Origin of the sequence: Rhizobium sp. NZLR1b (assembly GCF_019685155.1) — a bacterium.
In the GTDB taxonomy this organism is placed as follows: Bacteria; Pseudomonadota; Alphaproteobacteria; order Rhizobiales; family Rhizobiaceae; genus Rhizobium.
In genome coordinates, this window is record NZ_JABDWC010000011.1 from 133,712 (window position 1) to 157,472 (window position 23,761).

The following is a 23,761-nucleotide window of genomic DNA, read 5'->3' on the forward strand; positions in this document are numbered from 1 at the left end:
GATCATGCCGACACCTCCCGTTCTCGTCGATATCAAGTTCAATCCCGAAGGCGTCGCCCGCGTGTTGAAGACGGCCTTTTCCGATCGCGGCAGCATCAATCTCGCCGATGCGGCCGATCGGATGCGCGATCTCCGCGAGGCCGAATATGCGCTGCTCTGGAAGCCGGATGCCGACCTTTTCGCACGGGCGCCAAACCTCAAGGTGATCTTCTCCGGCGGCGCCGGCGTCGACCATATTATCGGCATGGACGGTCTGCCGGAGATCCCGATCGTCCGTTTCGTCGATCGCAGCCTGACGACCCGCATGAGCGAATGGGTGGTCATGCAGTGCCTGATGCATCTGCGGGGGCAATATGCCCATGACAGCCACCAACGGCAGCGCCAATGGGCCAAGCTGATCGCGCCGGAAGCGGCGGAGGTGACGGTCGGCGTCATGGGCCTCGGCATTCTCGGGTTGGATGCGGTCGCCAAGCTGAAGGTGATGGGTTTTAACGTCATCGGCTGGTCGCGCACCCGCAAGGAGATCAACGGCGTCGAAACCTTCGATGCCGGCGCATTGGACGGGTTCCTCGCAAGGACCGACATCCTTGTCGGCTTGCTGCCGCTCACCGCTGAGACGACGGGGTTTTATAATAGCGGGCTATTCAAAAAGCTGCGCTGCGACGGCGCGCTCGGGCGCCCGATCCTCATCAATGCCGGCCGCGGCAAGAGCCAGGTCGAAGCCGATATCGTTTCCGCGATCCGCGACGGCACCCTCGGCGGCGCTTCGTTGGATGTCTTCGAGGTGGAGCCGCTTGGGCTCGACAACCCGTTGTGGGAACTGGAGAACGTCTTCATCACGCCGCACGACGCGGCGGTCTCCGAAGAAAACGCGCTGTTCCGCCATGTCGAGACGCAGATCGCCCGTTTCGAGCGCGGCGAGCCGCTGCAATTCGTGGTCGACCGCGCCGTCGGCTATTAGAGCGTCATGCAGAAACCTGTCAGCGCCTAAAATCATCCGGATCTAAGCCCCCGGAACCTTCCAGACAGCCACCCGTTTCCCTGTGGAATTCTCGGGCCGGATCCGGCCCGTCAAGACAGCGGAAGGAAACGATGATGGCACATCAGACGGAAACACGCTGGGAAAATTCTGACGGCAAGCTTCACAGGGAAGAGCAGATCCCGCCGGTGAAGGCGAGGCAGGGGCGCACGGGTTATCGCATCCTGCTGGTGCTGCTCGCCGCGCTGGTGTTGGCTTTCGTGGTTTGGATCCCGGTGGAGATCTGGGGCAAGCGCGAAGCAAACGAGGTGGCGCCGCAGCAGCCCGGCCAGCAGCTGCAGTCGCAGCAGCCTGCCACGGCACCTGCGCCAACGCTGCAAAACGGCACTGCGGTTCCGACCGAGACGCCAAACACTAAGCCGGCCGCCCCTGGTGTCACGCCTGCAGCGCCGGCCCAACCCGTAGCGCCGGCCCAATAAGCATTCGGTAAATGAGCTCTCGCATCCCGCCGCCATTCGCGCCGCGGGATGCTTGTTGTTTTATCTGGACTTTGTCTGTCGATTTTTCGATAAGAAGGCGCACGAGCCGGTTCGTGCGCCGGCCCGGACTTGGCAATCGCCGGGAATTTGGCAGCACCTGACCGGAGTGGACAGGGGCAGGAATTTTATGGCCAGGACCGATATTGCAAGACGCGTCTACAATCACGCCTGGAAACTCGATCCGATCGTTCGCAGCCTGATCGATACCGACTTCTATAAGCTTCTGATGCTGCAGATGATCTGGAAGCTTTATCCTGACGTGAACGCGTCTTTTACCCTCATCAATCGGACTAAGCGCGTGCGCCTTGCCGATGAGATCGACGAAGGTGAATTGCGCGAACAGCTCGATCACGCCCGCACGCTGAAACTCGCCAAGAAGGAGATGATCTGGCTGGCGGGTAACAGTTTCTATGGCCGCGCCCAGATCTTCGAGCCGGAATTCCTCGCCTGGCTTTCCAACTTTCAGCTGCCCGAATACGAGCTGTCGAAGAAGGACGGTCAATATGTACTGGATTTCCATGGGGCCTGGAAGGAAACCACCATGTGGGAGATCCCGGCGCTCGCCATCGTCAACGAATTGCGGTCGCGCTCGGCGATGAAGGCGCTCGGTCCCTTCACCCTCGATGTGCTCTATGCCCGCGCCAAGGCGAGGATGTGGTCGAAGGTCGAACGGCTGAAGGAACTGCCGGGCTTGCGCATTTCCGATTTCGGCACCCGCCGCCGTCACAGTTTCCTCTGGCAGCGCTGGTGCGTCGAAGCGCTGAAGGAAGGCATCGGCCCGGCCTTTACCGGCACCAGCAACGTGTTGCTGGCGATGGATTCCGATCTCGAGGCCGTCGGCACCAATGCCCACGAACTGCCGATGGTGGCTGCCGCCCTTGCGCAAACCGATGAGCAGCTGCGCAACGCGCCCTACAAGATCCTGCGCGATTGGAACAAGCTCTATGGCGGCAACCTTCTGATCGTCCTGCCGGATGCTTTCGGCACTGCCGCTTTCCTGCGCGACGCGCCGGAATGGGTCGCCGACTGGACCGGCTTCCGCCCGGACAGTGCCCCGCCGATCGAAGGCGGTGAAAAGATTGTCGACTGGTGGAAGAAAATGGGTCGGGATCCGCGCCAGAAGCTGCTGATCTTCTCCGACGGTCTCGATGTCGACGCCATCATCGATACCTACCAGCATTTCGAAGGCCGCGTGCGCATGAGCTTCGGCTGGGGCACGAACCTGACCAACGATTTTTCCGGCTGTGCGCCGATCGAAATATCCGGCCTCAACCCGATCTCGGTCGTCTGCAAGGTCAGCGACGCCAACGGCCGTCCGGCGGTCAAGCTCTCCGACAATCCGCAGAAGGCGACGGGTGACCCCGCAGAGGTCGAGCGCTACCTGAAATTCTTCGGCGCCGAGGACAGGATCGATCAGACCGTTCTGGTGTAGGCGAGCGACAATGCGCCGCCATCCCGTGGCGCATTGTTTTGCCCCGCCATCGCATCCTCGATCGACCAGCCGAAGCGCCAGGCGTCGAACATCGAGTACCATTCCTGGAAATCGGTGATCGGCAGAATATCCGGCTTCGACATCGGATTGTCGGCCAAGCTGCGGCCACGCGCACGGTCCCGTACGCCACGCTCCTGCATCTCAAGCAGAGTCTCGAACATCGTCACCCCCTTGGTCCTATCCGATAGATTTATGCAATCATGCTAATAAAACATTGTCTAGTCCGGATTCGATGATTGGAGTTTTTCACAGGATTAGCCCCAAATCGCTAGTTCAGGGGTAACGGAGACCGCAACGACCCGGGATCATGCGATCACGATCAACGAAAATAGCGTGACGGGGAGGCCCGGCTTCCTGGCTGGGGTCCGCCACCGAGCCTCCCGGCTAGCCGACCCTGAACAAGCCGGCAGCGCCGACACGTTGCCGCCATCCGGCCGACGCGATCCAACCAAGATAACAGGGAGGGTTAAAGGGCCGTTAATATCCACCGGACCTGTCCCGATCGGGAGCATTCCGGGACGTAAGCTGGCGCCTCGGCTTGTCAGGCAGCCAGTCTCCGAAACCGAGTTCTGATCCGGTCGAGGTAATAATGGCCGGGAGACGGCGCCACTGTCATCGCATGGGCTTCCGAGGACGGAACGCCTTCGAACAGCCGCTCCTCGCCATTCTTGAAGCAAATCCTGAGCCGCCCGTCTTCCTGGCTGAAATAGACTGATTTGATGATCTTCGACTTTACCGACAGTTCTTCCACCTGTTTAATCTCCGTGTTTTAGTTTGGCAGAAGATAAACCCAAACGTGCAAAGACGCGGTGAAGCGGCATGGTAAAAAATCAGGAATCGTTCGACGCGCTGTGGGCCGTCGACATATTCTTGGTTCCCAGCACGTTGATGACGCGCCCTGCATTTGACAGCGCTGTATTTTGATGACGATATCTCGACTCGGCAGCGAGCGGCAGGCTAGCAGGGGTGACAATGCTGAGTGACACGATTTCCTTCCTAAGGCATAATCTGTTTCTTATTTGTTTTGTTGTTGCAATAAGTTGCGCGGTCATAGTATTTTCTGAGTACAATGAGAGCAGTCGTGGCGGTTCAACTCAGTTTTTTGTTGCGCTATATTTAGGATATTGTGCCCAAAATACCATATTGAGCGGAACGGAACGAGTGCAGATCAACCGAGGGATGGTTGGGTTTGGCAGCTACATCTGGAAAAATTTCCTCATTGTGCTTGTCGTAATGGCTATCGTAATCGGCCTCCCTCTCGCCTTCGGCGCCGCTTCCTTGTCGACGGGTGGACTTGTACTGGTATGCGGCGGGCTGTTCGCAATTAGCTATCCGTCGCTCCTCGCCCTTGTCGGAACCTGGCCGACTGCCGGAATTGCAGGTTCAACCAGCGGACTTGCAGATGCCTTTGCCAGGGGCCGACATGGCTTCGTTCCAACCTTTTTGCGCCTGTTTGCCGGGATTATTCTTCCCTCTATCGTTCCGTTTCTATTGATGGCCATAGCGGCGTCTATGTCATACCAAGCGGCTGCTGTTTTTCAGGGTGGAAAAATAAGCCTCGCGGCTTTGGCACTGCTTATTGTTTCGCAAAGCCTGGGGACATTTGGAATATGCTATGCCTCCATCGTTCTGGCTCGCAAATTTCAGATGTCCGAGGGAGGGCTTCATACAATCTCAGCGACAAGCGAGATCTCGGAAATTTTCCAATAGGTATCCGTAACCGTGATGACGTTGGATCGTTCTTGGCAGGCAATTCGATCGCCGGGCGGCTGAGCGAAAAGGCTTTTGAGTTCTGTCCCACAAGTCGGAGCCTCAAGCTTCTTCAAGTCGGTTTCGTCATGGTTAGGTGAGAAGCGCAGATGTCTGCAAGCGCAGACTGTTCTCCGGGTTACGCGCCTTCGGGCGCGCAATCGATTTTCTCGAATCTTGCGGTGTCGCTGAAGATGCAAGGGGTCCCCTTGCGGTATGGCGGACAGGGTGGGATTCGAACCCACGGTACGCTTTCACGTACACACGCGTTCCAGGCGTGCGCCTTAAACCACTCGGCCACCTGTCCTTCTTTGGCGTTCGCGCCTGGATAGGAGCAAATCGTCGGAACGGCGCGATATATACCGATGATTTTTTGTCGATCAACCGAAATCTAACAGTTTTTTGACTTCTTCCGATAAAACTCGCCTCGACCCGTCCATTGTGCTTCACCTCATCGATGACTATGTAATTCTCAAGGTGGAGAATGGCGCGGCCGGCCGGAATTGTCCGGCATAACGAGCGTCGGAGGAATTGATGCGTTTCCTGTTGCGTCTGGCCAGCCTTGTCGCGCTTGCGGCGGCCGTTATTGCCGGGACCATCGATTCGATCCAATCGGTTGCAGCGTCCTCAGTGGTGGTGACGCCGATCTCCGATGCATGGCAGGATGTGAGCCCGACAACCCTCATGTCGCTGCAATCCTCCCTTTCCTACTATGTCCACCCGCGGTTCTACACCTTCATCTTCCAATGGCTGATGCTCCAGCCGGCCTTTGCCGTTTTCCTGGTGATCGCGCTGCTTCTCTGGATGATCGGTTATAAGAAGCCGCCGGTGGCTGGTCGCTTCACCGCATAGGCAAGCCGTTTTGCCGCCGCGACCCGGCCGGGAATCCGATCGGCCTCCATTGTTTCCGTAGCCCCGACATGGCTGCCGGATTGGCTGGAAATTTCGCATCCCGACGGCGGAAATGTCTAAAAATCAGCCCCGAAGAACGGATTTTCGGCAATCGCTGCAAATCTTTACCAGCTGAAAAATTTCTGGTGAATTTTTCCGTGAGCCATGCAAGGATGCACGCAGCCAGGCCTCCGGGGGGAGGTCGGTGGTTCCGCAGACATGTCCGAAAAGGACTTGCGGGAGGACCCCTAACGAATAGCAACAACAGGGCTGCACAATGAAAAAATCCCTTCTCACTCTCCTTGCCGTGGCTGCCATGTCGACGACGGCGCTCGCTGCCGATGTCAAGCCGGCGCTGGTTTACGGCACCGGCGGGAAGTTCGATAAGTCCTTCAACGAGGCGGCCTACAACGGCGCCGAGAAGTTCAAGGCCGAGACCGGCATTGCCTATCGCGACTTCGAGCCGACGGGCGACACCCAGGGCGAACAGGCCATCCGCAACTTCGCAAGCCGCGGTTTCAATCCGGTGGTAGCCGTTTCCTTCGCCTGGACTTCGGCCATCGAGAAGGTTGCAGCCGAATTCCCCGACACCAAGTTCATCATCGTCGACTCCGTCGTCGATAAACCGAACGTGCGCTCCGTGGTCTACAAGGAAGAGGAAGGCTCATACCTCGTTGGCGTTCTCGCCGGCATGGCATCGAAGACCGGCAAGGTCGGCTTCGTCGGCGGCATGGACATTCCGCTGATCCGCAAGTTCGAATGTGGCTATGAACAGGGCGCACGCGCCGCCAAGGCCGATGTCGAAGTTTTCCAGAACATGACCGGCACCACGGGCGCAGCCTGGAATGACCCGGTTCGCGGCGGAGAACTCACCAAGAACCAGATCGATCAGGGCGCCGATGTCATTTACGCGGCAGCCGGTGCCACCGGTCTCGGCGTTCTGCAGACGGCCGCCGATAACAAGAAGCTGTCGATCGGCGTCGATTCCAACCAGAACCATCTGCATCCGGGCTCTGTTCTGACCTCGATGGTCAAGCGTGTCGATCTCGCCGTCTACAACGCCTATACCGACACTAAGAACGACAAGTTCACCGGTGGCGTCCAGGCGCTCGGCGTCAAGGAAGAGGGTGTCGGCGCAGCGATCGACGACAACAACAAGTCGCTGATCACGCCGGAAATGCAGGCGGCCGTCGACAAGGCCAAGGCCGATATCATCGCGGGGACCATCAAGGTTCACGATTACACCTCGGACAACGCTTGCCCGAAGTGATCCGCGCCCGGAAATGATCGACGATTGAGATCGGGCGTATGGCGGAGGGGATTTTCGCCATACGCCCTTTTCTTATTTGGAGCCTGCAGTGACAGATAAGCCCGCTATCGAGCTTGTCGGCATCGATAAGAAATTCGGTGCCGTCCATGCCAACAAGGACATCAACCTCACCGTCGCCAGGGGGACGATCCACGGCATCATCGGCGAAAACGGCGCCGGCAAATCGACGCTGATGTCGATCATCTACGGTTTCTACCATGCCGATAGCGGCGAGATCCGCGTCAACGGCAATCCCGTCACCATCCGCGACAGCCAGGCGGCGATCGCCACCGGCATCGGCATGGTGCACCAGCATTTCATGCTGGTCGACAATTTCACGGTGCTTGAGAACATCATGCTCGGCGCCGAAGGCGGCATGCTGCTGGCGAGAGGTGTTGCATCGGCCCGCGCCGAACTCAAGCGGCTGGAAACGGAATACGGTCTCGAGGTCGATCCGGATGCGCTGATCGAAGAGCTTCCGGTCGGCCTGCAGCAGCGCGTCGAAATCCTGAAAGCCATGTATCGCGGCGCCGAGATCCTGATCCTCGACGAACCCACCGGCGTGTTGACGCCGGCAGAGGCCGATCACCTCTTCCGCATCCTCAAGGTGCTGCGCGACCAGGGCAAGACGATCATCCTCATCACCCATAAGCTGCGCGAGATCATGGCGATCACCGATACCGTCTCGGTCATGCGCCGCGGCGAGATGGTCGCGACCCGCAAGACGGCGGAAACGACGGTGGAGGAGCTTGCCGAGCTGATGGTTGGTCGCCGCGTGCTGCTGCGCGTACAGAAAGGCGAGGCGAACCCCGGCGCCGCCGTGCTCTCCGTCCGCAACCTTTCGGTCAAGGACAATCGCGGCGTCACCATGGTCGACAATGTCTCCTTCGACGTGCGCGCCGGCGAGATCGTCGGCATTGCCGGGGTTGCCGGCAACGGCCAGTCCGAATTGCTGGAAGCGATTGCCGGCATCCGCAAGCCGACCTCCGGCGAAATCCTTCTCGACGGCCAGACGATCGACAAGGCCGATCCCGCCCGCCTGCGCGAACTCGGTCTCGCCCATATTCCCGAAGACCGCCACCACATGGGCTTGGTGCTGAAATTTGAGGAATACGAAAATTCCGTGCTCGGCTATCACCGGCGCCCGGGCTACAGCAAAGGTCCGCTACTTGATCTCGAAGCGATCCGCAAGGATGCGATGGAGATGATCGAGAAATACGATATCCGTCCGCCGAACCCGCGGCTGAAGACGGCGAATTTTTCCGGCGGCAACCAGCAGAAGATCGTCGTTGCCCGTGAGATCGAGCGCGATCCGAAGATGCTGATCATCGGCCAGCCGACCCGCGGCGTCGATATTGGCGCCATCGAATTCATCCACCGCCGGATCATCGAAATGCGTGACGCCGGCAAGGCGATCCTGCTCGTCTCCGTCGAACTCGATGAAGTCCGCTCCCTTTCAGACCGTATCCTTGTCATGTTTGCCGGCCATGTGGTCGGCGAGAAGACGCCCGATGCCGGTGAACAGACCCTCGGCCTGATGATGGCCGGCATTGCCGCGTGAGGCCTTTATGAGCACTGCTTCCGTTCCGCTACCACACTGGATCAACTACGGCCTGATTCCGCTTTTAAACCTCGTCGTCGCCTTCCTGATCTCCGGTTTTGTCGTCTGGCTGATCGGCGAAAGCCCGCTAGACGCGCTGTCGCTGCTGCTCGAGGGCGCGCTCGGCAACGGCGAAGGCATCGGCTTCACGCTCTACTATGCGACGAGCTTCATTTTTACTGGCCTCTCCGTCGCGGTGGCAATCCATGCCGGCCTCTTCAACATCGGCTCCGAAGGCCAGGCCTATGTCGGCGGTCTCGGCTGCGCGCTGGTGGCACTGGCGCTCGATCGTTACGTGCCCTGGTATGTGACGATGCCGATCGCCGTCATCGGCGCAGGTCTCTTTGGTGCGGCCTGGGCCTTCATCCCCGCTTTCCTCCAGGCAAAGCGCGGTAGCCACATCGTCATCACGACGATCATGTTCAACTATATCGCCGCCGCCCTCATGGTGTATCTGCTGGTGCACGTGCTGATCGTGCCGGGCAAGATGGCGCCTGAAACCCGCACCTTCCTTGAGGGAGGGCAGCTTCCAAAGCTTGGTTGGCTCATGACGACGTTCGGAGCCAAGCTGGGTGCTGCGCCGTTCAACGTCTCCTTTATCATCGCCCTTCTTGCCGCCTGGTTTGTCTGGGTCCTGATCTGGCGCACCAAGCTCGGCTTCGAGATGCGCACGCTGGGCGTCAGCCGAACGGCGGCCGACTATGCCGGCATCCCCTATGCCCGCACGGTCATTGTCGCCATGCTGCTCTCCGGCGCCCTTGCCGGCATGATGGCGCTGAACCCCGTCATGGGTTCGTCGGCCCGCCTGCAGGTGGAATTCGTCGGTGGTGCCGGCTTCGTCGGCATCGCCGTGTCGCTGATGGGCCGCAACCATCCGCTCGGCATCATCATGGCGGCGATCCTGTTCGGCATCCTCTACCAGGGTGGCGATTGGGTCTCCTTCGAAATGCCGAACATCACCCGCGAGATGATCCTTGTCATCCAGGGTCTGGTGATCCTCTTCGCCGGCGCGCTGGAATACATGTTCCGGCCGGCGATGGTGCGGCTCTACCAACAGTTCAAGCGCGGTTAAGGAGCGGGCGATGGATTATTATGACATCTTCATCAGCGTTCTGAGCTCGACCATCCGCCTGTCGATCCCGCTGATCTTCACCGCCCTTGCCGGTCTGTTTTCGGAACGCGCCGGCATCTTCGATATCGGCCTTGAGGGCAAGATGCTGGGCTCGGCCTTTGCTGCCGCCTGCATCGCCTATCTCACCGATTCGGCCTGGCTCGGGCTCGGTGCCGGCATCGTCTGTTCGGTGGCGCTCAGCCTGGTGCATGGCTTTGCCTCGATCACCAACCGCGGCAATCAGATCGTCTCGGGTGTGGCGATCAACTTCTTCATCGCCGGCATCACCATCGTGCTCGGTCAGGCCTGGTTCGGCCAAGGCGGGCGCACGCCGCAGCTGTCGCCGGATGCGCGTTTCGCACCGATCATCCTGCCGGGTGCCGATGCCGCCCGCGACATACCGATCTTCGGCCCGCTTTATGCCAATGTCATATCGGGCAACAATATTCTGACCTACCTCGCCTTTCTTGCCGTGCCGTTTTCCTGGTGGGTGCTTTACCGCACCCGCTTCGGCCTGCGGCTGCGCGCCGTCGGCGAAAACCCCGGTGCGGTGGATACGGCCGGCATCTCGGTCGCCTGGCTGCGCTACCGCGCCGTCATGTGCGCCGGCATCCTCTGCGGCTTTGCCGGCACCTATCTGGCAATCGCCCAGTCCGCCGCCTTCATCAAGGACATGTCGGCCGGCAAGGGCTACATCGCGCTCGCCGCCCTCGTCTTCGCCAAGTGGAAGCCGGTGCCGGTGATGTTTGCCTGCCTGCTCTTCGGCTTCCTCGATGCGCTGGCCAATTTCATGCAGGGCAAGCAGGTGCCGCTGATCGGCGAAGTGCCAGTGCAGGTCTTTCAGGCGCTGCCCTATATCCTGACCTGCGTCCTGCTTGCCGGCTTCATCGGCGTCGCGACCCCGCCGAAAGCCGGCGGCGTGCCCTATACGAAGGAGCGTTGATATGTCCCACGACCTGTTCGAAGCCGCCCGCGGCGCGATGGCTTTTGCCCATGCGCCCTATTCGAAATTCCCGGTCGGTGCGGCGATCCGCGCCGAGGACGGCAAGGTCTATACCGGCGCCAACATCGAAAACCTGTCCTTTCCGCAAGGGTGGTGTGCCGAGCCGACGGCGATCAGCGCCATGATCATGGGCGGCGCCAAGAAGATCGTCGAAATGGCGGTCATTGCCGAGAAGCTGCCGCTCTGCCCGCCCTGCGGCGGTTGCCGCCAGAAGATCTCCGAATTCGCCTCCAAGGAGACGAAGATCTATCTCTGTGATGACGCAGGCGTGCAGAAGACGATGACGATGGAAGAGCTTCTTCCCTTCAGCTTCGAGACCGAACTCGGATGAAGGCGACAGTCAACCTGCTTGCCGCTTTGCTCGGCGGCATCAAGCCGCGCCACGGCATCGTGCTCGGCTCCGGTCTCGGCTCCCTGGTCGGCCAGCTGGACGGCGCCGTGCGTGTTCCCTATCGCGACCTGCCGGGCTTTCCCGTCAGTGCCGTCTCCGGTCACGCGGGCGAAGTCGTCGCCGGCCGCCTTGGAGGCGTGCCTATCGTCATGCTCTCCGGCCGTGTGCATTATTACGAAAAGGGCGATGCCAGCGCCATGCGCCTGCCGATCGAGGTGCTGAAGGCGCTCGGCGTCGAAGCGCTGATCCTGACCAATTCTGCCGGATCGCTACGCGACGACCTGCCGCCCGGTTCGGTGATGCAAATCACCGATCACATCAACTATTCCGGCATGAACCCGCTGATCGGCGAGGAAAGCGACCATCGTTTCGTCGGTATGACCAATGCCTATGATGCGGGCCTTGCTGGGGCGATGCAAAGGGCAGCGGCCAAACTCGAAATCGAGCTGGCGCGCGGTGTCTATATGTGGTTTTCGGGCCCGAGCTTCGAAACGCCCGCCGAAATCCGCATGGCCCGCATCCTCGGTGCCGATGCCGTCGGCATGTCGACGGTGCCCGAGGTCATCATTGCAAGAATGCTGGGCCTGAGGGTTGCCGCCGCCTCGGTTATCACCAACTATGGGGCTGGCATGACCGGCAATGAGCTCAGCCATGAAGAAACCAAGGACATGGCGCCCATCGGCGGCGCCCGTCTCGCCGCCATATTGAAAGACATGATTGCGGCCGGAGGAAGTAAAGATGAATAGCCATTCCATCCGGGAAACGGCGGCTGTCGCCCTTTCCCTTCTCGATCTCACCAATTTGAAGGACGATTGCACCGAGGCGCAGATCGATGTGCTCTGCGCCCGCGCGCAGACGCCCTACGGCAACAGCGCTGCAATCTGCATCTGGCCGCGCTTCGTCGCTCAGGCCCGCAATATCCTCGGCATCGGCCATGCCGTGCGCATCGCTACCGTCGTCAACTTCCCCTCCGGCGATATGGAAGTGGCCGACGTCGCCGCCGAGACACGCGAGGCGATTGCCGACGGCGCCGACGAGATCGATCTGGTCATCCCCTATCGCAAGCTGCTTTCCGGCAATGAGAAGGCGGTGACCGACATGGTCAGGGCCGTGCGCGCCGAATGCGCCGGCCTTGTCCTTCTGAAGGTCATCATCGAGAGCGGCGAGTTGAAGGATGCGGCATTGATCCGCCGCGCCTCTGAACTCGCCATCGACGCCGGCGCCGATTTCATCAAGACATCTACCGGCAAGGTCGCCGTCAATGCGACACTCGAGGCCGCCGACATCATGATCCGCGCCATTCGCGAAAGCGGCCGCAAGGTCGGGTTCAAGCCAGCCGGCGGCATCGGTTCGGTGGCTGATGCCGCGCTCTATCTGAGTCTTGCCGAAACCATCATGGCGCCCGACTGGGCGATGCCGTCGACCTTCCGTTTCGGCGCTTCCAGTCTGCTTGACGATATCCTGGCGGTTCTGAGCGGAACACAGTCTGCACCGGCTGCGGCGTCGAGCTATTGAGATGATCCCGCAGGAGATCATCCGGCGTAAGCGCGATGGCGACGAGCTCGACCCCGACGATATCCGGTCCTTCATCGCAGCACTCGCTGCCGGTCAGCTGTCGGAAGGCCAGATCGGCGCCTTCGCCATGTCCGTCTGGTTCAAGGGCATGTCGCGGGCCGAGACCGTCGCCCTGACGCTGGCGATGGCCGACTCCGGCGACAGGCTGCAATGGGCCGATATCGACCGCCCGATCGCCGACAAACATTCGACCGGTGGCGTCGGCGACAATGTTTCGCTGATGCTGGCGCCGATCGCTGCGGCCTGCGGTCTCGCCGTTCCGATGATTTCAGGGCGCGGCCTTGGCCATACCGGTGGCACGCTGGACAAGCTCGAATCCATTCCCGGCTATATGATTACCCCGGATGCGAACCTGTTCCACAAGGTCGTGAAGGAGGCCGGATGCGCCATCATCGGCCAGACTGGGGCCCTTGCGCCTGCCGACGGCCGGCTCTATGCCGTGCGCGATGTGACTGCAACCGTCGATTCCATTCCCCTCATCACCGCCTCCATCCTGTCGAAGAAGCTTGCGGCCGGGCTTCAGACGCTGGTGCTGGACGTCAAGGTCGGCAACGGCGCCTTCATGGCCGACCGTGCCCAGGCGGAGATCCTGGCGCAGTCGCTGGTCGAGGTCGCCAATGGCGCAGGCGTGAAGACCTCGGCGCTGATCACCGACATGAACCAGCCGCTCGCCGATGCAGCCGGCAATGCGGTCGAGATGCGCAACTGCCTGGATTTCCTGGCGGGTAGGAAGGCGGACACGCGGCTCGAAACCGTCATTCTTGCCTTCGCCGCCGAGATGCTGGTGAAATCGGGCATTGCACCTTCCCCTGATGAAGGCGAGGGGATGGCGCGCAAGGCGCTGTCATCGGGACAGGCGGCCGAGGTTTTCGCCCGCATGGTCTCCATGCTCGGCGGTCCGGCCGATCTTATCGAAAACCCCGGCAAATATCTGGCCAGGGCGCCTGCGGAAAAACCTGTTCTCGCCCCTCGGTCCGGCTGGCTTGCCGCCTGCAACGCGCGCGGTATCGGCATCAGCGTCATCGATCTCGGCGGCGGAAGACGCCATCCGGCCGACCGGATCGATCATCGCGTCGGCTTCTCCGAGCTTCTGCCGCTTGGCACCCGTGTCAGCGCCGGCGAACCGATCGCGCTGGTTCACGCCGCCGACGAAGCGGCGGCGGAACGGGCAGCGGCGGCACTCGCCGCGCATTACCGCATCACCAAGGAAAAGCCGGAGCTGCCGCCGGTGATCTCGACCCGGATCTGATGGTTTATTGCTTCAGGCTGAGCGAACCGTCGGCGACGGAATAGGAGGCGAGCTTCTGTAGGAAGCTCATGCCGACTAGCGTCGTCGTCAGCGCTTCGTCCTTGAGGACGAAGGCTTCGACGTCCCGCACGCGGATGCCGCCGATTTCCACCCGGTCGAGCATCACATGCGCCGCCTTCGTCTGGCCGTTTGCGGTGTTCACCCCGTAGCGGAAATCGAGCTGGTTTGCGGTGAAGCCCAGTCGGCGGGCGAGCGTCTCGTTGAGCGCGACATAGGTGGCGCCAGTATCGATCAGGCCTTGCACCGACTTGCCGTTGATCTTGAAGCCGCCGGTATAATGGCCCTGGGCATCCGCTTGCAGACGGATCGCATTGCTGCCTGAGACCGGTGCGGGTGCCGCGGGCTTGTCGCTTTCGGTCGATAGGTAATTGGCGGAAAGCGCGTCAGCAGACCGCTGGCCGGTGTCTCCGAAGAAGGAAGGCACCTGTGTTGCGAGCACCGCGGCGATGCTGGCGAATAGGACGGTACGCACGAGCATGAAACAGAAATCCTTCCTGTATAAACCCCGCTTCATGCGGGGCCTCATGCTTCGGAATTGCTAAACCTCAAGTGCTGACAAGTTGCTAATATCGCCAACAAAAAGGCCCGGAATGAACCACCGGGCCTTCAAGGCTTTCGATTTGGTAAACGAAATCTGAAATTACTTGGTGCCGTACATGCGGTCGCCGGCATCGCCGAGGCCGGGCATGATATAGCCCTTTTCGTTGAGATGACTGTCGATCGACGCAGTGAACACGGGAACATCGGGATGCGCGGCGCGAAAGTTGCGGATGCCTTCGGGAGCGGCAAGCAGGCAGAGGAAGCGGATATTGTGGGCGCCGCGTTCCTTGAGCTTGTCGATCGCGGCGATCGACGAATTGCCGGTTGCAAGCATCGGGTCGACGACGATGATCAGCCGCTCGGCCACGTCTTCCGGAGCCTTGAAGTAATATTCGACCGGCTGCAGCGTTTCGTGGTCGCGGTAAACGCCGATATGCGAGACGCGGGCGGAAGGCACGAGATCGAGCATGCCTTCGAGCAGGCCGTTGCCGGCGCGCAGGATCGAGGCGAAGACCAGCTTCTTGCCTTCGAGGATTGGCGATTCCATCGTCTGCAGCGGCGTCTCGATCGTTTCCATTGTCAGTTCGAGATCGCGGGTCACCTCGTAACAGAGCAGCGTCGAGATTTCGCGCAGCAACCGCCGGAAACTTCCCGTCGATGTCTCCTTGCGCCGCATGATGGTGAGTTTGTGCTGCACCAGCGGGTGATCGATGACCGTGACGCCGTCCATGGGGAAGCCTTTCATTTTCTATCGAATGTTTCTTTCACGGAAATCGGCCCGACTGCAAGAGTGGCGGCCAATTTGCGCCGATCATCCCCAGCCTCGCTCCACCTTTGGCTCTCAAAGTCGGGCGAGCAGGGCCTTGCGTGTCTCATCGTCGACGAAGGCAGCTTCGATTGCCGTTCGTGTCATCGCATCGATCTCGTCGTCGCTGAGGCCGAAAGCCTCGGCGGCAAGTTCGTATTCCCGCTCCAGTGAGGTATGAAAGAACGGCGGATCGTCCGAGCTTATCGTCACGCGCACGCCGGCGTCCTTCAGCCGGCGCAGCGGATGCGAAGCGAAATCGGGAAAGACCTTAAGCGCGATATTGGAGCCCGGGCAGATCTCCAGCACGGTGCCGAGATCGGCAAGCCGCTTCACCAGATCGAGATCCTCGATGGCGCGCACGCCATGGCCGATGCGCGAGGGGCGCACGGCATCGAGCGCGTCGGCGACACTGAAGGCGCCGCAGACCTCGCCGGCATGAATGGTGAGCCCCAGGCCGGCATCGCGGGCGATATCGAAGGCCCTGGCATAGTCGGCGACGCGCCCCATCCGCTCCTCGCCGGCAAGGTTGAAGCCGGTAATCAGAGGATTGCCGGCCTTTGCCGCGTATTCGGCGGCGCCGATCACGCTCTCCGGACCGAAATGCCGCTCGCCAGTGACGATCAGCCGGGCCTCGATACCGCTCTTTTCCCTGGCCCGCCGGATGCCTTCGCAGATGCCTGATATATAGGCGTCGGCACCCAACCCGATGCGTTTGCCGTGGTCGGGCGAAACGATCAGTTCGCTGTAGATCGTATTGATGCCGGCGAGTTGGTCGAGATAGGTTTCGGTCAGAAGCGCATAGTCCTCCTCGGTCCTGTAGACCTCGGAAACCTTGTCGTAACATTCGAGGAAGCTTGCGAAATCATGCCAGACATAGGCGCCGCCGCGAAGCTCGCCGCTGATATCGACACCGTATTTGTGCGCCTGCGCCTCGGTCAATTCAGGAGGTGCCGCACCCTCCAGATGACAGTGCAGTTCGACCTTCTTCAAATGCGACGTCACAGAAAACTCCTTCCATGCGGTCCCGCCGGAATGCCGAGATGGCGCGCTAAGCTCTCGCCGATATCGGCATAGCTGCGGCGCACGCCGATCGAACGCGACCGGATGCCTGGGCCATAGGCGATGACGGGCACGCGCTCGCGCGTATGGTCCGTGCCGCGCCAGGTCGGGTCGCAGCCGTGGTCGGCGGTGAGCACGACGAGATCGCCTGGCTTCAGCTTCTTGTGGACTTCGGCCAATCGGGCATCGAAGGCTTCGAGTGCCGCGGCATAACCCGGCACATCGCGGCGATGGCCGTAAATCATGTCGAAATCGACGAAATTGGTGAAGACGAGATCGCCGTCCTCGGCCTCGTCGATGGTTGAGAGCGATGCATCCATCAGCGCATCGTTGCCATTTGCCTTAATGACCCTGGAAATGCCCTGATGCGCGAAGATGTCGCCGATCTTTCCGACAGCATGCACGTGCCGGCCGTGTTCGATAAGCCGGTCGAGCAGCGTCGGCTCCGGCGGTAGCACGGAGAAGTCGCGCCGGTTTCCGGTGCGCTGGAAGGTCGAGGGGGACTGACCGATGAAGGGCCGGGCGATGACGCGACCGATATTGTAGCGATCGAGCATCCCGCGGGCTAGACGGCAGAAAGTGAGCAAGCGATCGAGACCGAACTGCACCTCGTGCGCAGCGACCTGGAAGACCGAATCCGAGGAGGTGTAGCAGATCGGCTTGCCGGTGTGGATATGCTCCTCGCCGAGCCGGGCGATGATCTCCGTTCCAGAGGCATGGCAGTTGCCGAGAATGCCGGGCACATCGGCCTCCCTGCACAATGCCTCGATGAATTCGGCAGGAAAGGCCTCGCCCTCCATCGGGAAGTAACCCCAATCGAAACTGACAGGTGTTCCTGCGATCTCCCAATGGCCTGATGGCGTGTCCTTGCCGCGGGAGATTTCGGTGGCGGCGCCATAAATTCCGTAGACCTTCTCGGGAACGGGCATGCCGGCCGGGAACCGGCCGGAGGCCGATCGGGCGATCTGCATCAGCCCGAGTTCCGACAGGTTGGGCAGGGAAAGCGGCCCGCTGCGCAATCCGGCACGATCTGCGGCTCCGGCTGCGCAGAACTCGGCGATATGGCCGAGCGTATCGGCGCCCTCGTCGCCATAGGCCGCCGCATCCGGCGCTCCGCCGACGCCGAAAGAATCCAGAACGAAAAGAAAGGCACGCGCCATTTTACACCCGAGAGAGCCGATCGCCGGCCCCAGGGACGTCGGAGCGGCAGAGCCTCAGGCATATAATGCTGCGGCCGGCTTGGCAAATTCGGGAAGAAGGGGAGGGCTGTCAGCAGTCGCTGCAGGCGATCGAGTCGCCTTGCCGCTGGCGGTAGAAATAGCTGCGGCTGATGGTGATCGTGCGCATGCCGTCCGGCAGGAAATTCGGCGCAAACAGGAACATCGTATAGGGGATGCTGAGCTCGGTGCGAACAAGGAAGCTGTTGGCGGTCTTCATGTCGGACGGCACATTGCTCACGGCCGTATTCTTGGCATAGGGCGAGGTCCCGTCCTGCGCCCACGACCACAGCACTTTCGCATTGGCGCTGGCGTCGATCGTAATTCCGGTGATCTTCAGCGTCAGCGACGTGTTGTTGTAAGGCACGAAGATCGCGGTTGCGACCGACGGCATCTGTGCAAGCGTGCTCTTCGTGATGGATTGCTGCTGGGTGACGAGGTCGGCCACCGTCCCTGCAGCGCGTGTCACCCGCTTGCTGACGCTGAGGCCGATCGTGATCTCGAAAGCGCCGATATATAGCATGACGAGCACGGGAAAGAGGATCGCGAATTCGATCGCTCCGGCGCCCTTGCGGTCTCGGGCCAGCCGCCGCGCCGTCAATACCAGTCTGCTGAACGGGTTGCGTAACGCCATTATGGATACTGCTCGTTCTGCAAGGCCGCGGTCGCGATGATCAGATATTCCCTCGGCATCGAACCGTCGGAGGGACGTATCGTCGTGATATAGGGCCGGACCAGATCCGCCGTGATTTCCCAGCGATAGTAGGCGCGGACCATGTTGATGGTGCCTGCGCCGCCCGGCGCATATTTGAAGGCCGCCGTGTTGAGGTCGGCATATTTGTCGGTCGAAAGCTTGGGAATCGTCGTCGGAATGGCCGAAAAGGTGCTGAATGTCTGTACATCCAGGTAGAGCTTGCTCGGCGTAGCCACTTCGCTCGTCGAGCAGCGGATCAGGATCGAGATCTCATCGCAGAAAGCCTGGCGGAACTGCGCCTGGTTCATATCGGTCGTGCGGCCAAGATTATAGGTGATCTGCCCGGTTCGCATCTTGCGGCTCATCGTATCGACGGCGTTGGAGACGAGTTCCTCGGCAGCAAAGGCGACGAAGGTTTCGAGGACTGCGAAAATCACCAGGAAATAGGGAATGGCAAGCAACGCGAATTCGATCGCCGCGGAACCCTCGCGCGATCGGCCGAGAGCGCGAAACCGTGAAAAACGGAACGGCGCGCAGACGCGCGCTTTATCCGTCTTCTGATCAATTACCGTCATTGCCTGGACCCGAGCGACATTCTCTGTCCGCCACACTAGGGTCCGTTCGTTGATTTTCCGTTTCAGTCTGAGGCGACGATTTTAACGAATGGCCGAAGAAGAGAGGTAAGCCAATCAGGGCGAGGTAGTGCTGGTGGTCGCCTGCTGTGCATGCTGCTCGCAGTTCGGCGTGCAGGACAGTACGGAGCGTTCGGTCTGCCGGTATACGCGCACCGTGTTGCCCTCATCGATCGACACCAGAATACGCTCGTCGAGGATCGCATTGCCATCGGCATCGAGTAGAACCAGATTGGTGGTGCCGAAGCTGCGTCCTGTGAGAACGATGGTCTTGGCGTCGGCGACGGTCGCATCGGCGACCTTGGCATTGCCGACGATGACCTTGCTGACGGGGCGGTCGAGCTTCAATACGCGCGCGTGATCCATATAGACGCGCAGCATGTCATCGTCTGCGGCCGAGGAAACTCCCGAATTACCGAAAACGGCGATCATGCCGGCAAAGAAAATGGTTTTGCCGCTCGATGACATTTGGTCCTCTTTCACGATCACAGCGCAATATCCGCATAGAATGGAAAAAAATGGTGAACGAAGCCTTAAGCCCGCCTCCCTGTTCCGGGATGAGGCGCAATGATCCGATTTGGCACGGCCTCAGGACCGCACACGCTCCGGTTGGAAGTAAGACCTGTGCTATTACCGGATGAATCCAGCGGTTATTCCGGGAAGATTGTTAAATATTGAAGTAGTCGCATAAGAAAATACTTACCCTGCAAGGGGCTGGTGTCTCGTTGACGCCTCGTTAACTCTTTTCTTTAAGCCGATGGAAACGCCCATTCGCTAGGTTGATGCCATCCGATCAACGGCAAACAGTTGGCGGACGTGCTGAACATCAACTGGAGTTAGGAGTTACCATGACCAAGCTTTTTAGCCGTTTTCTGAAGGACGAATCCGGCGCGACCGCAATTGAATACGGCCTGATCGCTGCCCTCATTTCCGTAGCGCTGATTACCGGCGCAACGGCTCTCGGCAACAGCATCAGCACCACGTTCAACAATCTGAGCACCAAGATGAACACCGGCGTTACGGCGTCGAACTAAGATAGGGGCAGCCACTTGGCGCCCATATTATACGGCCGGATCGGCTCCGACTGATCTATCGAGCGGGCTCACAGGCTGAATGGCCGTGAGCCTTTTCGCATCTCGTTATGACGGGGTATACACATGATCGCCGCTGCAGTGTTTGTGATATTGCCACTCTGCCTCGCCATGGCGGCCTTTTCCGATCTGTTCACCATGACGATTCCGAACCGCGTTTCCCTGATCCTGATTGCCTCTTTCTTCATCCTCGCGCCGCTGTCCGGCCTGGGCTGGGAGATGATCGGTTTGCATCTTGCCGGCGCGGCAATCGTCTTTAGTGCCTGCTTCGCTCTTTTTGCGTTCAATGTGATGGGCGGCGGAGACGCCAAGCTGTTGAGCGCCACCGCGCTCTGGTTTGGTCTGAATCAATCGCTCGCTTTCCTGATGGTCGACGTCGCCATGATCGGCGGTCTGATAACCTTGCTGATCCTGCTGGTGAGAGCGCAATCGAACACCATCCTTGCCATCGGCCTGCCGGTGCCGAATTCGGTCCTGCTGGCCAAGAAGATCCCCTACGGCATCGCCATCGCGATCGGCGGCTTCATGGCCTTCCCTTCTTCGCCGCTCTTCCTAGCTGCGCTGGAAAGCCTGAAATAACGGCATTTTAAATGCCCGTTAACTTAAAATGTAAGCGTTCCATTAACCATAATTATACCAATTGCTGAGCATTCTGCAGGGCGAACATATCGTGCCCTGAGGAATGATCGATGAAACCGGCCCGCCTTATAATCCTTGCTGTCGCCGTGGTGGCAGCCGGCCTCGCCGGCCTCCTGGCGATGCGCATGGCAGGCAGCGGCGGTGTCGTTACCCAGGTCCAGTCGGTCATCGAGAAGGAACCGACGGTCAACGTCCTGGTCTCGGGCGCCAATCTGGCGGTCGGCGAAAGGCTGAGCGACCAGTCCGTTCATTGGATGGCCTGGCCGCAGGGCGCCGTTGTCCCGGGCCTGATCACCGAAGCCGACAAGCCGGATGCGATCAAGGATCTGCAGGGTGCCGTCGTGCGCCTGCCGATCTTCGAAGGCGAACCGATCCGGCCGGAAAAGGTCGCCGATTCCAGCAGCCGCATCCTTTCCTCGCTGTTGCCGGCCGGCAAGCGCGCCGTCGCGACCGAGATATCGGTGGCAACAGGTGCCGGCGGCTTCATCCTGCCGAACGACCGCGTCGACGTCATCATGGTCCGCAAGGGCACCGAAGCCAACAAGCTCATCACCGAGACCGTGCTGAGCAATGTCCGCGTTCTGGCCATCGACCAGCAGATCCAGGAAAAAGACGACGGCTCGAAGGCCGTGGTGGGCACGACCGCGACGCTCGAACTCACCCCCGATCAAACGAAGGTGCTCGCTGTCGCCCAGCAGATGGCGGACCGGCTGTCGCTCGCGCTACGCTCGGTCGCTGATGCGCAGGAGCAGGACACCAGCGCAGCCGACTATCTGCTGAGCGGCGATAACGGCAGTGCGAGCATCCAGGTCATCAAATCCGGCGCCATCGTCACCGATGCCAGCGCAGCGCCGAAGGCGGAGTAAAGGGACGTGCACATGGGCAATTCTACGCGGCGCGCCGGACTTCTCCTGACAGGCTGCCTGTCGCTGGCAGTCGCCGTCTCCGGTATAGTGTCGGCCTCTTTCGCGCTGCTTCTTGTACCAGGCGAGGCGCGCGCCGATTCCGAAAACCTGGTCCGCATCTCGCAAACCGGCCGCGATGCCCACCGCCGGCTGAAGCTCGGGCTGAACAAGGCTGTCGTCGTCGATCTGCCCGAGGATGCGCATGATATCCTCGTATCCGATCCGACCATGGCCGATGCCGTGACCCGCACCTCGCGGCGCATCTACCTGTTTGGCAAAAAGGTCGGCCAGACGAATATCTTCGTCTTCGGCGCCGGTGGACAGGAAATCGTCAATCTCGACATCGAGATCGAGCGCGACGTTTCCGGCCTCGAAGTCAATCTCCGCCGATTCATTCCAGACTCCAACATCAACGTCGAAATCGTCTCCGACAACATCGTGCTGACCGGCACCGTGCGCACCCCGCAGGATGCCACACAGGCGGCCGATCTGGCGCAGGTCTTCCTGAAGGGCGGCGAAGCGACGACCAGAAGCGAGACGGCATCGGGCACCGGCGGCGACAGCTCGGTGGCGCTCTTTGCCGAAGCCCGTCAGAGCTCGCAGGTTGTCAACCTGCTGCAGATCGAGGGCGAGGACCAGGTCACCCTCAAGGTGACGATCGCCGAGGTCCGCCGCGAGGTGCTGAAGCAGCTCGGCTTCGACAATCTGGTTTCCAATTCCTCCGGCATGACAGTCGCACAGCTCGGTAGCCCCAGCGCCGACAGCGCCACATCCGTCGTTGGCGGCGGCCTGGCGGCGCTGTTCAAGAGCACGATCGGAAAATACGACATTTCGACCTACCTCAACGCGCTGGAGCAGGCCAAGGTCGTCAAGACGCTTGCCGAGCCGACGCTGACGGCAATATCGGGCCAGGCCGCGACCTTCAATTCCGGCGGCCAACAGCTCTATTCGACAACCGACAGCAACGGCAACGTCACCGTCGTGCCGTTCAACTACGGTATCAACCTCGCCTTCAAGCCGGTCGTGCTCTCATCGGGACGCATCAGCCTGCAGATCAAGACCAATGTCTCCGAACCGGTGGCCGGCAGCGGCGGCGCGACCTATCAGCGCCGCTCGGCGGAGACCTCGGTGGAGCTGCCCTCGGGCGGCTCGATCGCGCTGGCCGGCCTGATCCGCGACAACGTTTCCCAGACGATGGGCGGCACGCCTGGTGTCTCGAAGATTCCACTGCTCGGCACCCTCTTCCGCCAGAAGGGTTTCGAGCGTCAGGAAACCGAACTCGTCATCATCGCAACGCCCTATCTGGTGCGTCCGGTGGCGCGCAATCAGCTCAACCGGCCGGACGACAATTTCAGCCCCGAGAATGACGGTGCAACCTTCTTCCTCAACCGAGTCAACAAAGTCTATGGCCGCCGCGAGGCGCCCGTTGCCGACGCGCAGTTCCACGGCTCAATTGGGTTCATCTACAAATGAGCGGCGCACGGTCGGCAGCAATGGAAGAGAACAGGGATCAGGTGATGGCCCATATCAATTCGACGACACCCCGCCTCGGAATCTCGAAGGCGCTTTTTGCCACGGTTGCCATGTCGCTGGCCGCCCTTTCCGGATGCGCCGGCCCACATGACCAGCTGACGACCGGCGGTATTCCCGACGACTATCGCGCGCGTCACCCGATCATCGTGACCGAAGCGGAGCAGACGGTGGATATTCCCGTCGCCTCCACCGATCGCCGCCTGACCAACGCCCAGCGCGACCTCATTCGCGGTTTTGCCGCAAACTACATCGCGCGCGCCTCGGGTCCGGTTTACGTGCTGTCGCCGCAAGGCTCGCCCAATTCGGCGGCAGCCTATCAACTGCGCAATCAGGTCCGTGCCGAGCTGGCGAGGAGGGGGATCGCAAGCTCGAAAATCGTCAACACCTCCTACGCCGCGGTCGGCCCCGGCGATGCGGCACCGATCCGGCTGAGCTTTACCGGCACCACGGCGATCACCACGCAATGCGGCCAGTGGCCGAAGGACATCTCTAGCGATTTGACCAACCAGAATTACTATAATTTCGGCTGCGCCTCGCAGAACAACCTCGCCGCCCAGATCGCCAATCCGGAGGATCTGGTGGCGCCCCGCGGCATGACCCCGATCGACGCGCAGCGCCGCAACAACGCGATCCAGGAATATCGGACGACGACATCGACGATCGAAGAGGTCGCCGGCAGCGACAGCAGCTTCTGA

At 60.7% G+C, this 23,761-nt stretch carries 27 protein-coding genes and 1 tRNA gene; 18 read left to right on the forward strand and 10 right to left on the reverse strand.

The genetic code is table 11. The annotated features are described in order from the left end of the window. The first annotated feature begins 4 nt into the window (after nt 1–4). The 3 genes from HJB84_RS17735 (at nt 5) to pncB (ending at nt 2,950) form a co-directional block, all read left to right on the forward strand. Nucleotides 5–961, forward strand: coding sequence for a glyoxylate/hydroxypyruvate reductase A (locus tag HJB84_RS17735; protein WP_221116495.1), 957 nt, complete (start codon nt 5–7; stop codon nt 959–961). Nucleotides 962–1,092: 131 nt separating this feature from the next. After that, complete coding sequence (locus HJB84_RS17740; RefSeq protein WP_221116496.1) at nt 1,093–1,458, forward strand: hypothetical protein; 366 nt, start codon at nt 1,093–1,095, stop codon at nt 1,456–1,458. Between the two features lie 187 nt (nt 1,459–1,645). Continuing rightward, entirely contained in the window at nt 1,646–2,950 is a 1,305-nt protein-coding gene (gene pncB / locus HJB84_RS17745) for a nicotinate phosphoribosyltransferase (protein WP_221116497.1), read from the forward strand. Here pncB and HJB84_RS17750 read toward each other — a convergent pair. Then, nucleotides 2,932–3,171, reverse strand: a complete 240-nt coding sequence (locus tag HJB84_RS17750; protein ID WP_184376805.1) for a CrpP-related protein — start codon at nt 3,169–3,171, stop codon at nt 2,932–2,934. The two genes, pncB and HJB84_RS17750, sit on opposite strands and share 19 nt — an antisense overlap. Nucleotides 3,172–3,551: 380 nt before the next feature. After that, nucleotides 3,552–3,761, reverse strand: coding sequence for a KTSC domain-containing protein (locus HJB84_RS17755; RefSeq protein ID WP_003555857.1), 210 nt, complete (start codon nt 3,759–3,761; stop codon nt 3,552–3,554). A 221-nt stretch (nt 3,762–3,982) separates the two neighbouring features. Between HJB84_RS17755 and HJB84_RS17760 the strand changes: the two genes are divergently transcribed. Continuing rightward, a complete protein-coding gene (locus HJB84_RS17760; protein WP_207582469.1) occupies nt 3,983–4,720 on the forward strand; it encodes a hypothetical protein in 738 nt (245 codons plus the stop codon). Between the two features lie 256 nt (nt 4,721–4,976). On the opposite strand, the gene HJB84_RS17765 is transcribed toward HJB84_RS17760, so the two are convergent. Continuing rightward, nucleotides 4,977–5,066 (reverse strand) — tRNA-Ser (locus HJB84_RS17765). Between the two features lie 227 nt (nt 5,067–5,293). Here HJB84_RS17765 and HJB84_RS17770 point away from each other — a divergent pair. From HJB84_RS17770 to deoA, 9 genes are all read left to right on the forward strand, one after another. Further along, entirely contained in the window at nt 5,294–5,611 is a 318-nt protein-coding gene (locus HJB84_RS17770) for a hypothetical protein (RefSeq protein ID WP_221116498.1), read from the forward strand. A 316-nt stretch (nt 5,612–5,927) separates the two neighbouring features. Then, entirely contained in the window at nt 5,928–6,920 is a 993-nt protein-coding gene (locus HJB84_RS17775) for a BMP family protein (RefSeq protein WP_221116499.1), read from the forward strand. Nucleotides 6,921–7,008: 88 nt separating this feature from the next. Next, entirely contained in the window at nt 7,009–8,520 is a 1,512-nt protein-coding gene (locus tag HJB84_RS17780; protein WP_207582472.1) for an ABC transporter ATP-binding protein, read from the forward strand. Nucleotides 8,521–8,527: 7 nt separating this feature from the next. Then, entirely contained in the window at nt 8,528–9,631 is a 1,104-nt protein-coding gene (locus HJB84_RS17785) for an ABC transporter permease (protein WP_207582473.1), read from the forward strand. Between the two features lie 10 nt (nt 9,632–9,641). Next, entirely contained in the window at nt 9,642–10,613 is a 972-nt protein-coding gene (locus tag HJB84_RS17790) for an ABC transporter permease (protein WP_207582474.1), read from the forward strand. A gap of 1 nt (nt 10,614) precedes the next feature. Further along, complete coding sequence (locus HJB84_RS17795; RefSeq protein WP_207582475.1) at nt 10,615–11,004, forward strand: cytidine deaminase; 390 nt, start codon at nt 10,615–10,617, stop codon at nt 11,002–11,004. Next, the gene (locus HJB84_RS17800; protein ID WP_207582476.1) at nt 11,001–11,810 is read left to right on the forward strand and encodes a purine-nucleoside phosphorylase; all 810 of its coding nucleotides are present in this window, start codon (nt 11,001–11,003) and stop codon (nt 11,808–11,810) included. The genes HJB84_RS17795 and HJB84_RS17800 overlap by 4 nt, the downstream gene beginning before the upstream one ends. Then, on the forward strand, nt 11,803–12,579 hold the full coding sequence (deoC, locus tag HJB84_RS17805) for a deoxyribose-phosphate aldolase (protein ID WP_207582477.1): 777 nt from the start codon (nt 11,803–11,805) through the stop codon (nt 12,577–12,579). Before HJB84_RS17800 ends, deoC begins: the two co-directional genes overlap by 8 nt. A 1-nt stretch (nt 12,580) precedes the next feature. Next, on the forward strand, nt 12,581–13,888 hold the full coding sequence (gene deoA, locus HJB84_RS17810; RefSeq protein ID WP_207582478.1) for a thymidine phosphorylase: 1,308 nt from the start codon (nt 12,581–12,583) through the stop codon (nt 13,886–13,888). A gap of 4 nt (nt 13,889–13,892) precedes the next feature. Here deoA and HJB84_RS17815 read toward each other — a convergent pair whose 3' ends face one another. From HJB84_RS17815 to HJB84_RS17845, 7 genes are all read right to left on the reverse strand, one after another. Further along, nucleotides 13,893–14,462 (reverse strand): TIGR02281 family clan AA aspartic protease, encoded by a 570-nt coding sequence (locus HJB84_RS17815; protein WP_207582479.1) that lies wholly within the window; start codon nt 14,460–14,462, stop codon nt 13,893–13,895. A gap of 126 nt (nt 14,463–14,588) precedes the next feature. Next, entirely contained in the window at nt 14,589–15,218 is a 630-nt protein-coding gene (gene upp / locus HJB84_RS17820) for a uracil phosphoribosyltransferase (RefSeq protein ID WP_003544477.1), read from the reverse strand. 111 nt (nt 15,219–15,329) lie between these two features. Next, a complete protein-coding gene (locus HJB84_RS17825; protein WP_207582480.1) occupies nt 15,330–16,298 on the reverse strand; it encodes an adenosine deaminase in 969 nt (322 codons plus the stop codon). Continuing rightward, nucleotides 16,295–17,515 (reverse strand): phosphopentomutase, encoded by a 1,221-nt coding sequence (locus HJB84_RS17830; protein ID WP_207582481.1) that lies wholly within the window; start codon nt 17,513–17,515, stop codon nt 16,295–16,297. The genes HJB84_RS17825 and HJB84_RS17830 overlap by 4 nt, the downstream gene beginning before the upstream one ends. Nucleotides 17,516–17,624: 109 nt before the next feature. Continuing rightward, nucleotides 17,625–18,206, reverse strand: a complete 582-nt coding sequence (locus HJB84_RS17835) for a TadE/TadG family type IV pilus assembly protein (protein WP_207582482.1) — start codon at nt 18,204–18,206, stop codon at nt 17,625–17,627. Then, complete coding sequence (locus tag HJB84_RS17840; RefSeq protein WP_207582483.1) at nt 18,206–18,841, reverse strand: TadE/TadG family type IV pilus assembly protein; 636 nt, start codon at nt 18,839–18,841, stop codon at nt 18,206–18,208. Before HJB84_RS17840 ends, HJB84_RS17835 begins: the two co-directional genes overlap by 1 nt. Before the next feature lie 114 nt (nt 18,842–18,955). Next, nucleotides 18,956–19,366: a pilus assembly protein N-terminal domain-containing protein gene (locus HJB84_RS17845; protein ID WP_207582484.1), complete on the reverse strand. Its 411-nt coding sequence runs from the start codon at nt 19,364–19,366 to the stop codon at nt 18,956–18,958. A gap of 380 nt (nt 19,367–19,746) precedes the next feature. Between HJB84_RS17845 and HJB84_RS17850 the strand changes: the two genes are divergently transcribed. The 5 genes from HJB84_RS17850 (at nt 19,747) to HJB84_RS17870 (ending at nt 23,761) form a co-directional block, all read left to right on the forward strand. Next, a complete protein-coding gene (locus tag HJB84_RS17850) occupies nt 19,747–19,932 on the forward strand; it encodes a Flp family type IVb pilin (RefSeq protein WP_007634070.1) in 186 nt (61 codons plus the stop codon). A gap of 123 nt (nt 19,933–20,055) precedes the next feature. Continuing rightward, nucleotides 20,056–20,568, forward strand: a complete 513-nt coding sequence (locus HJB84_RS17855; RefSeq protein ID WP_207582485.1) for a prepilin peptidase — start codon at nt 20,056–20,058, stop codon at nt 20,566–20,568. 110 nt (nt 20,569–20,678) lie between these two features. After that, nucleotides 20,679–21,494: a Flp pilus assembly protein CpaB gene (gene cpaB / locus HJB84_RS17860; protein ID WP_207582486.1), complete on the forward strand. Its 816-nt coding sequence runs from the start codon at nt 20,679–20,681 to the stop codon at nt 21,492–21,494. Between the two features lie 12 nt (nt 21,495–21,506). Then, on the forward strand, nt 21,507–23,006 hold the full coding sequence (locus HJB84_RS17865; RefSeq protein WP_221116500.1) for a type II and III secretion system protein family protein: 1,500 nt from the start codon (nt 21,507–21,509) through the stop codon (nt 23,004–23,006). Continuing rightward, nucleotides 23,003–23,761, forward strand: coding sequence for a CpaD family pilus assembly protein (locus HJB84_RS17870; protein WP_207582488.1), 759 nt, complete (start codon nt 23,003–23,005; stop codon nt 23,759–23,761). Before HJB84_RS17865 ends, HJB84_RS17870 begins: the two co-directional genes overlap by 4 nt.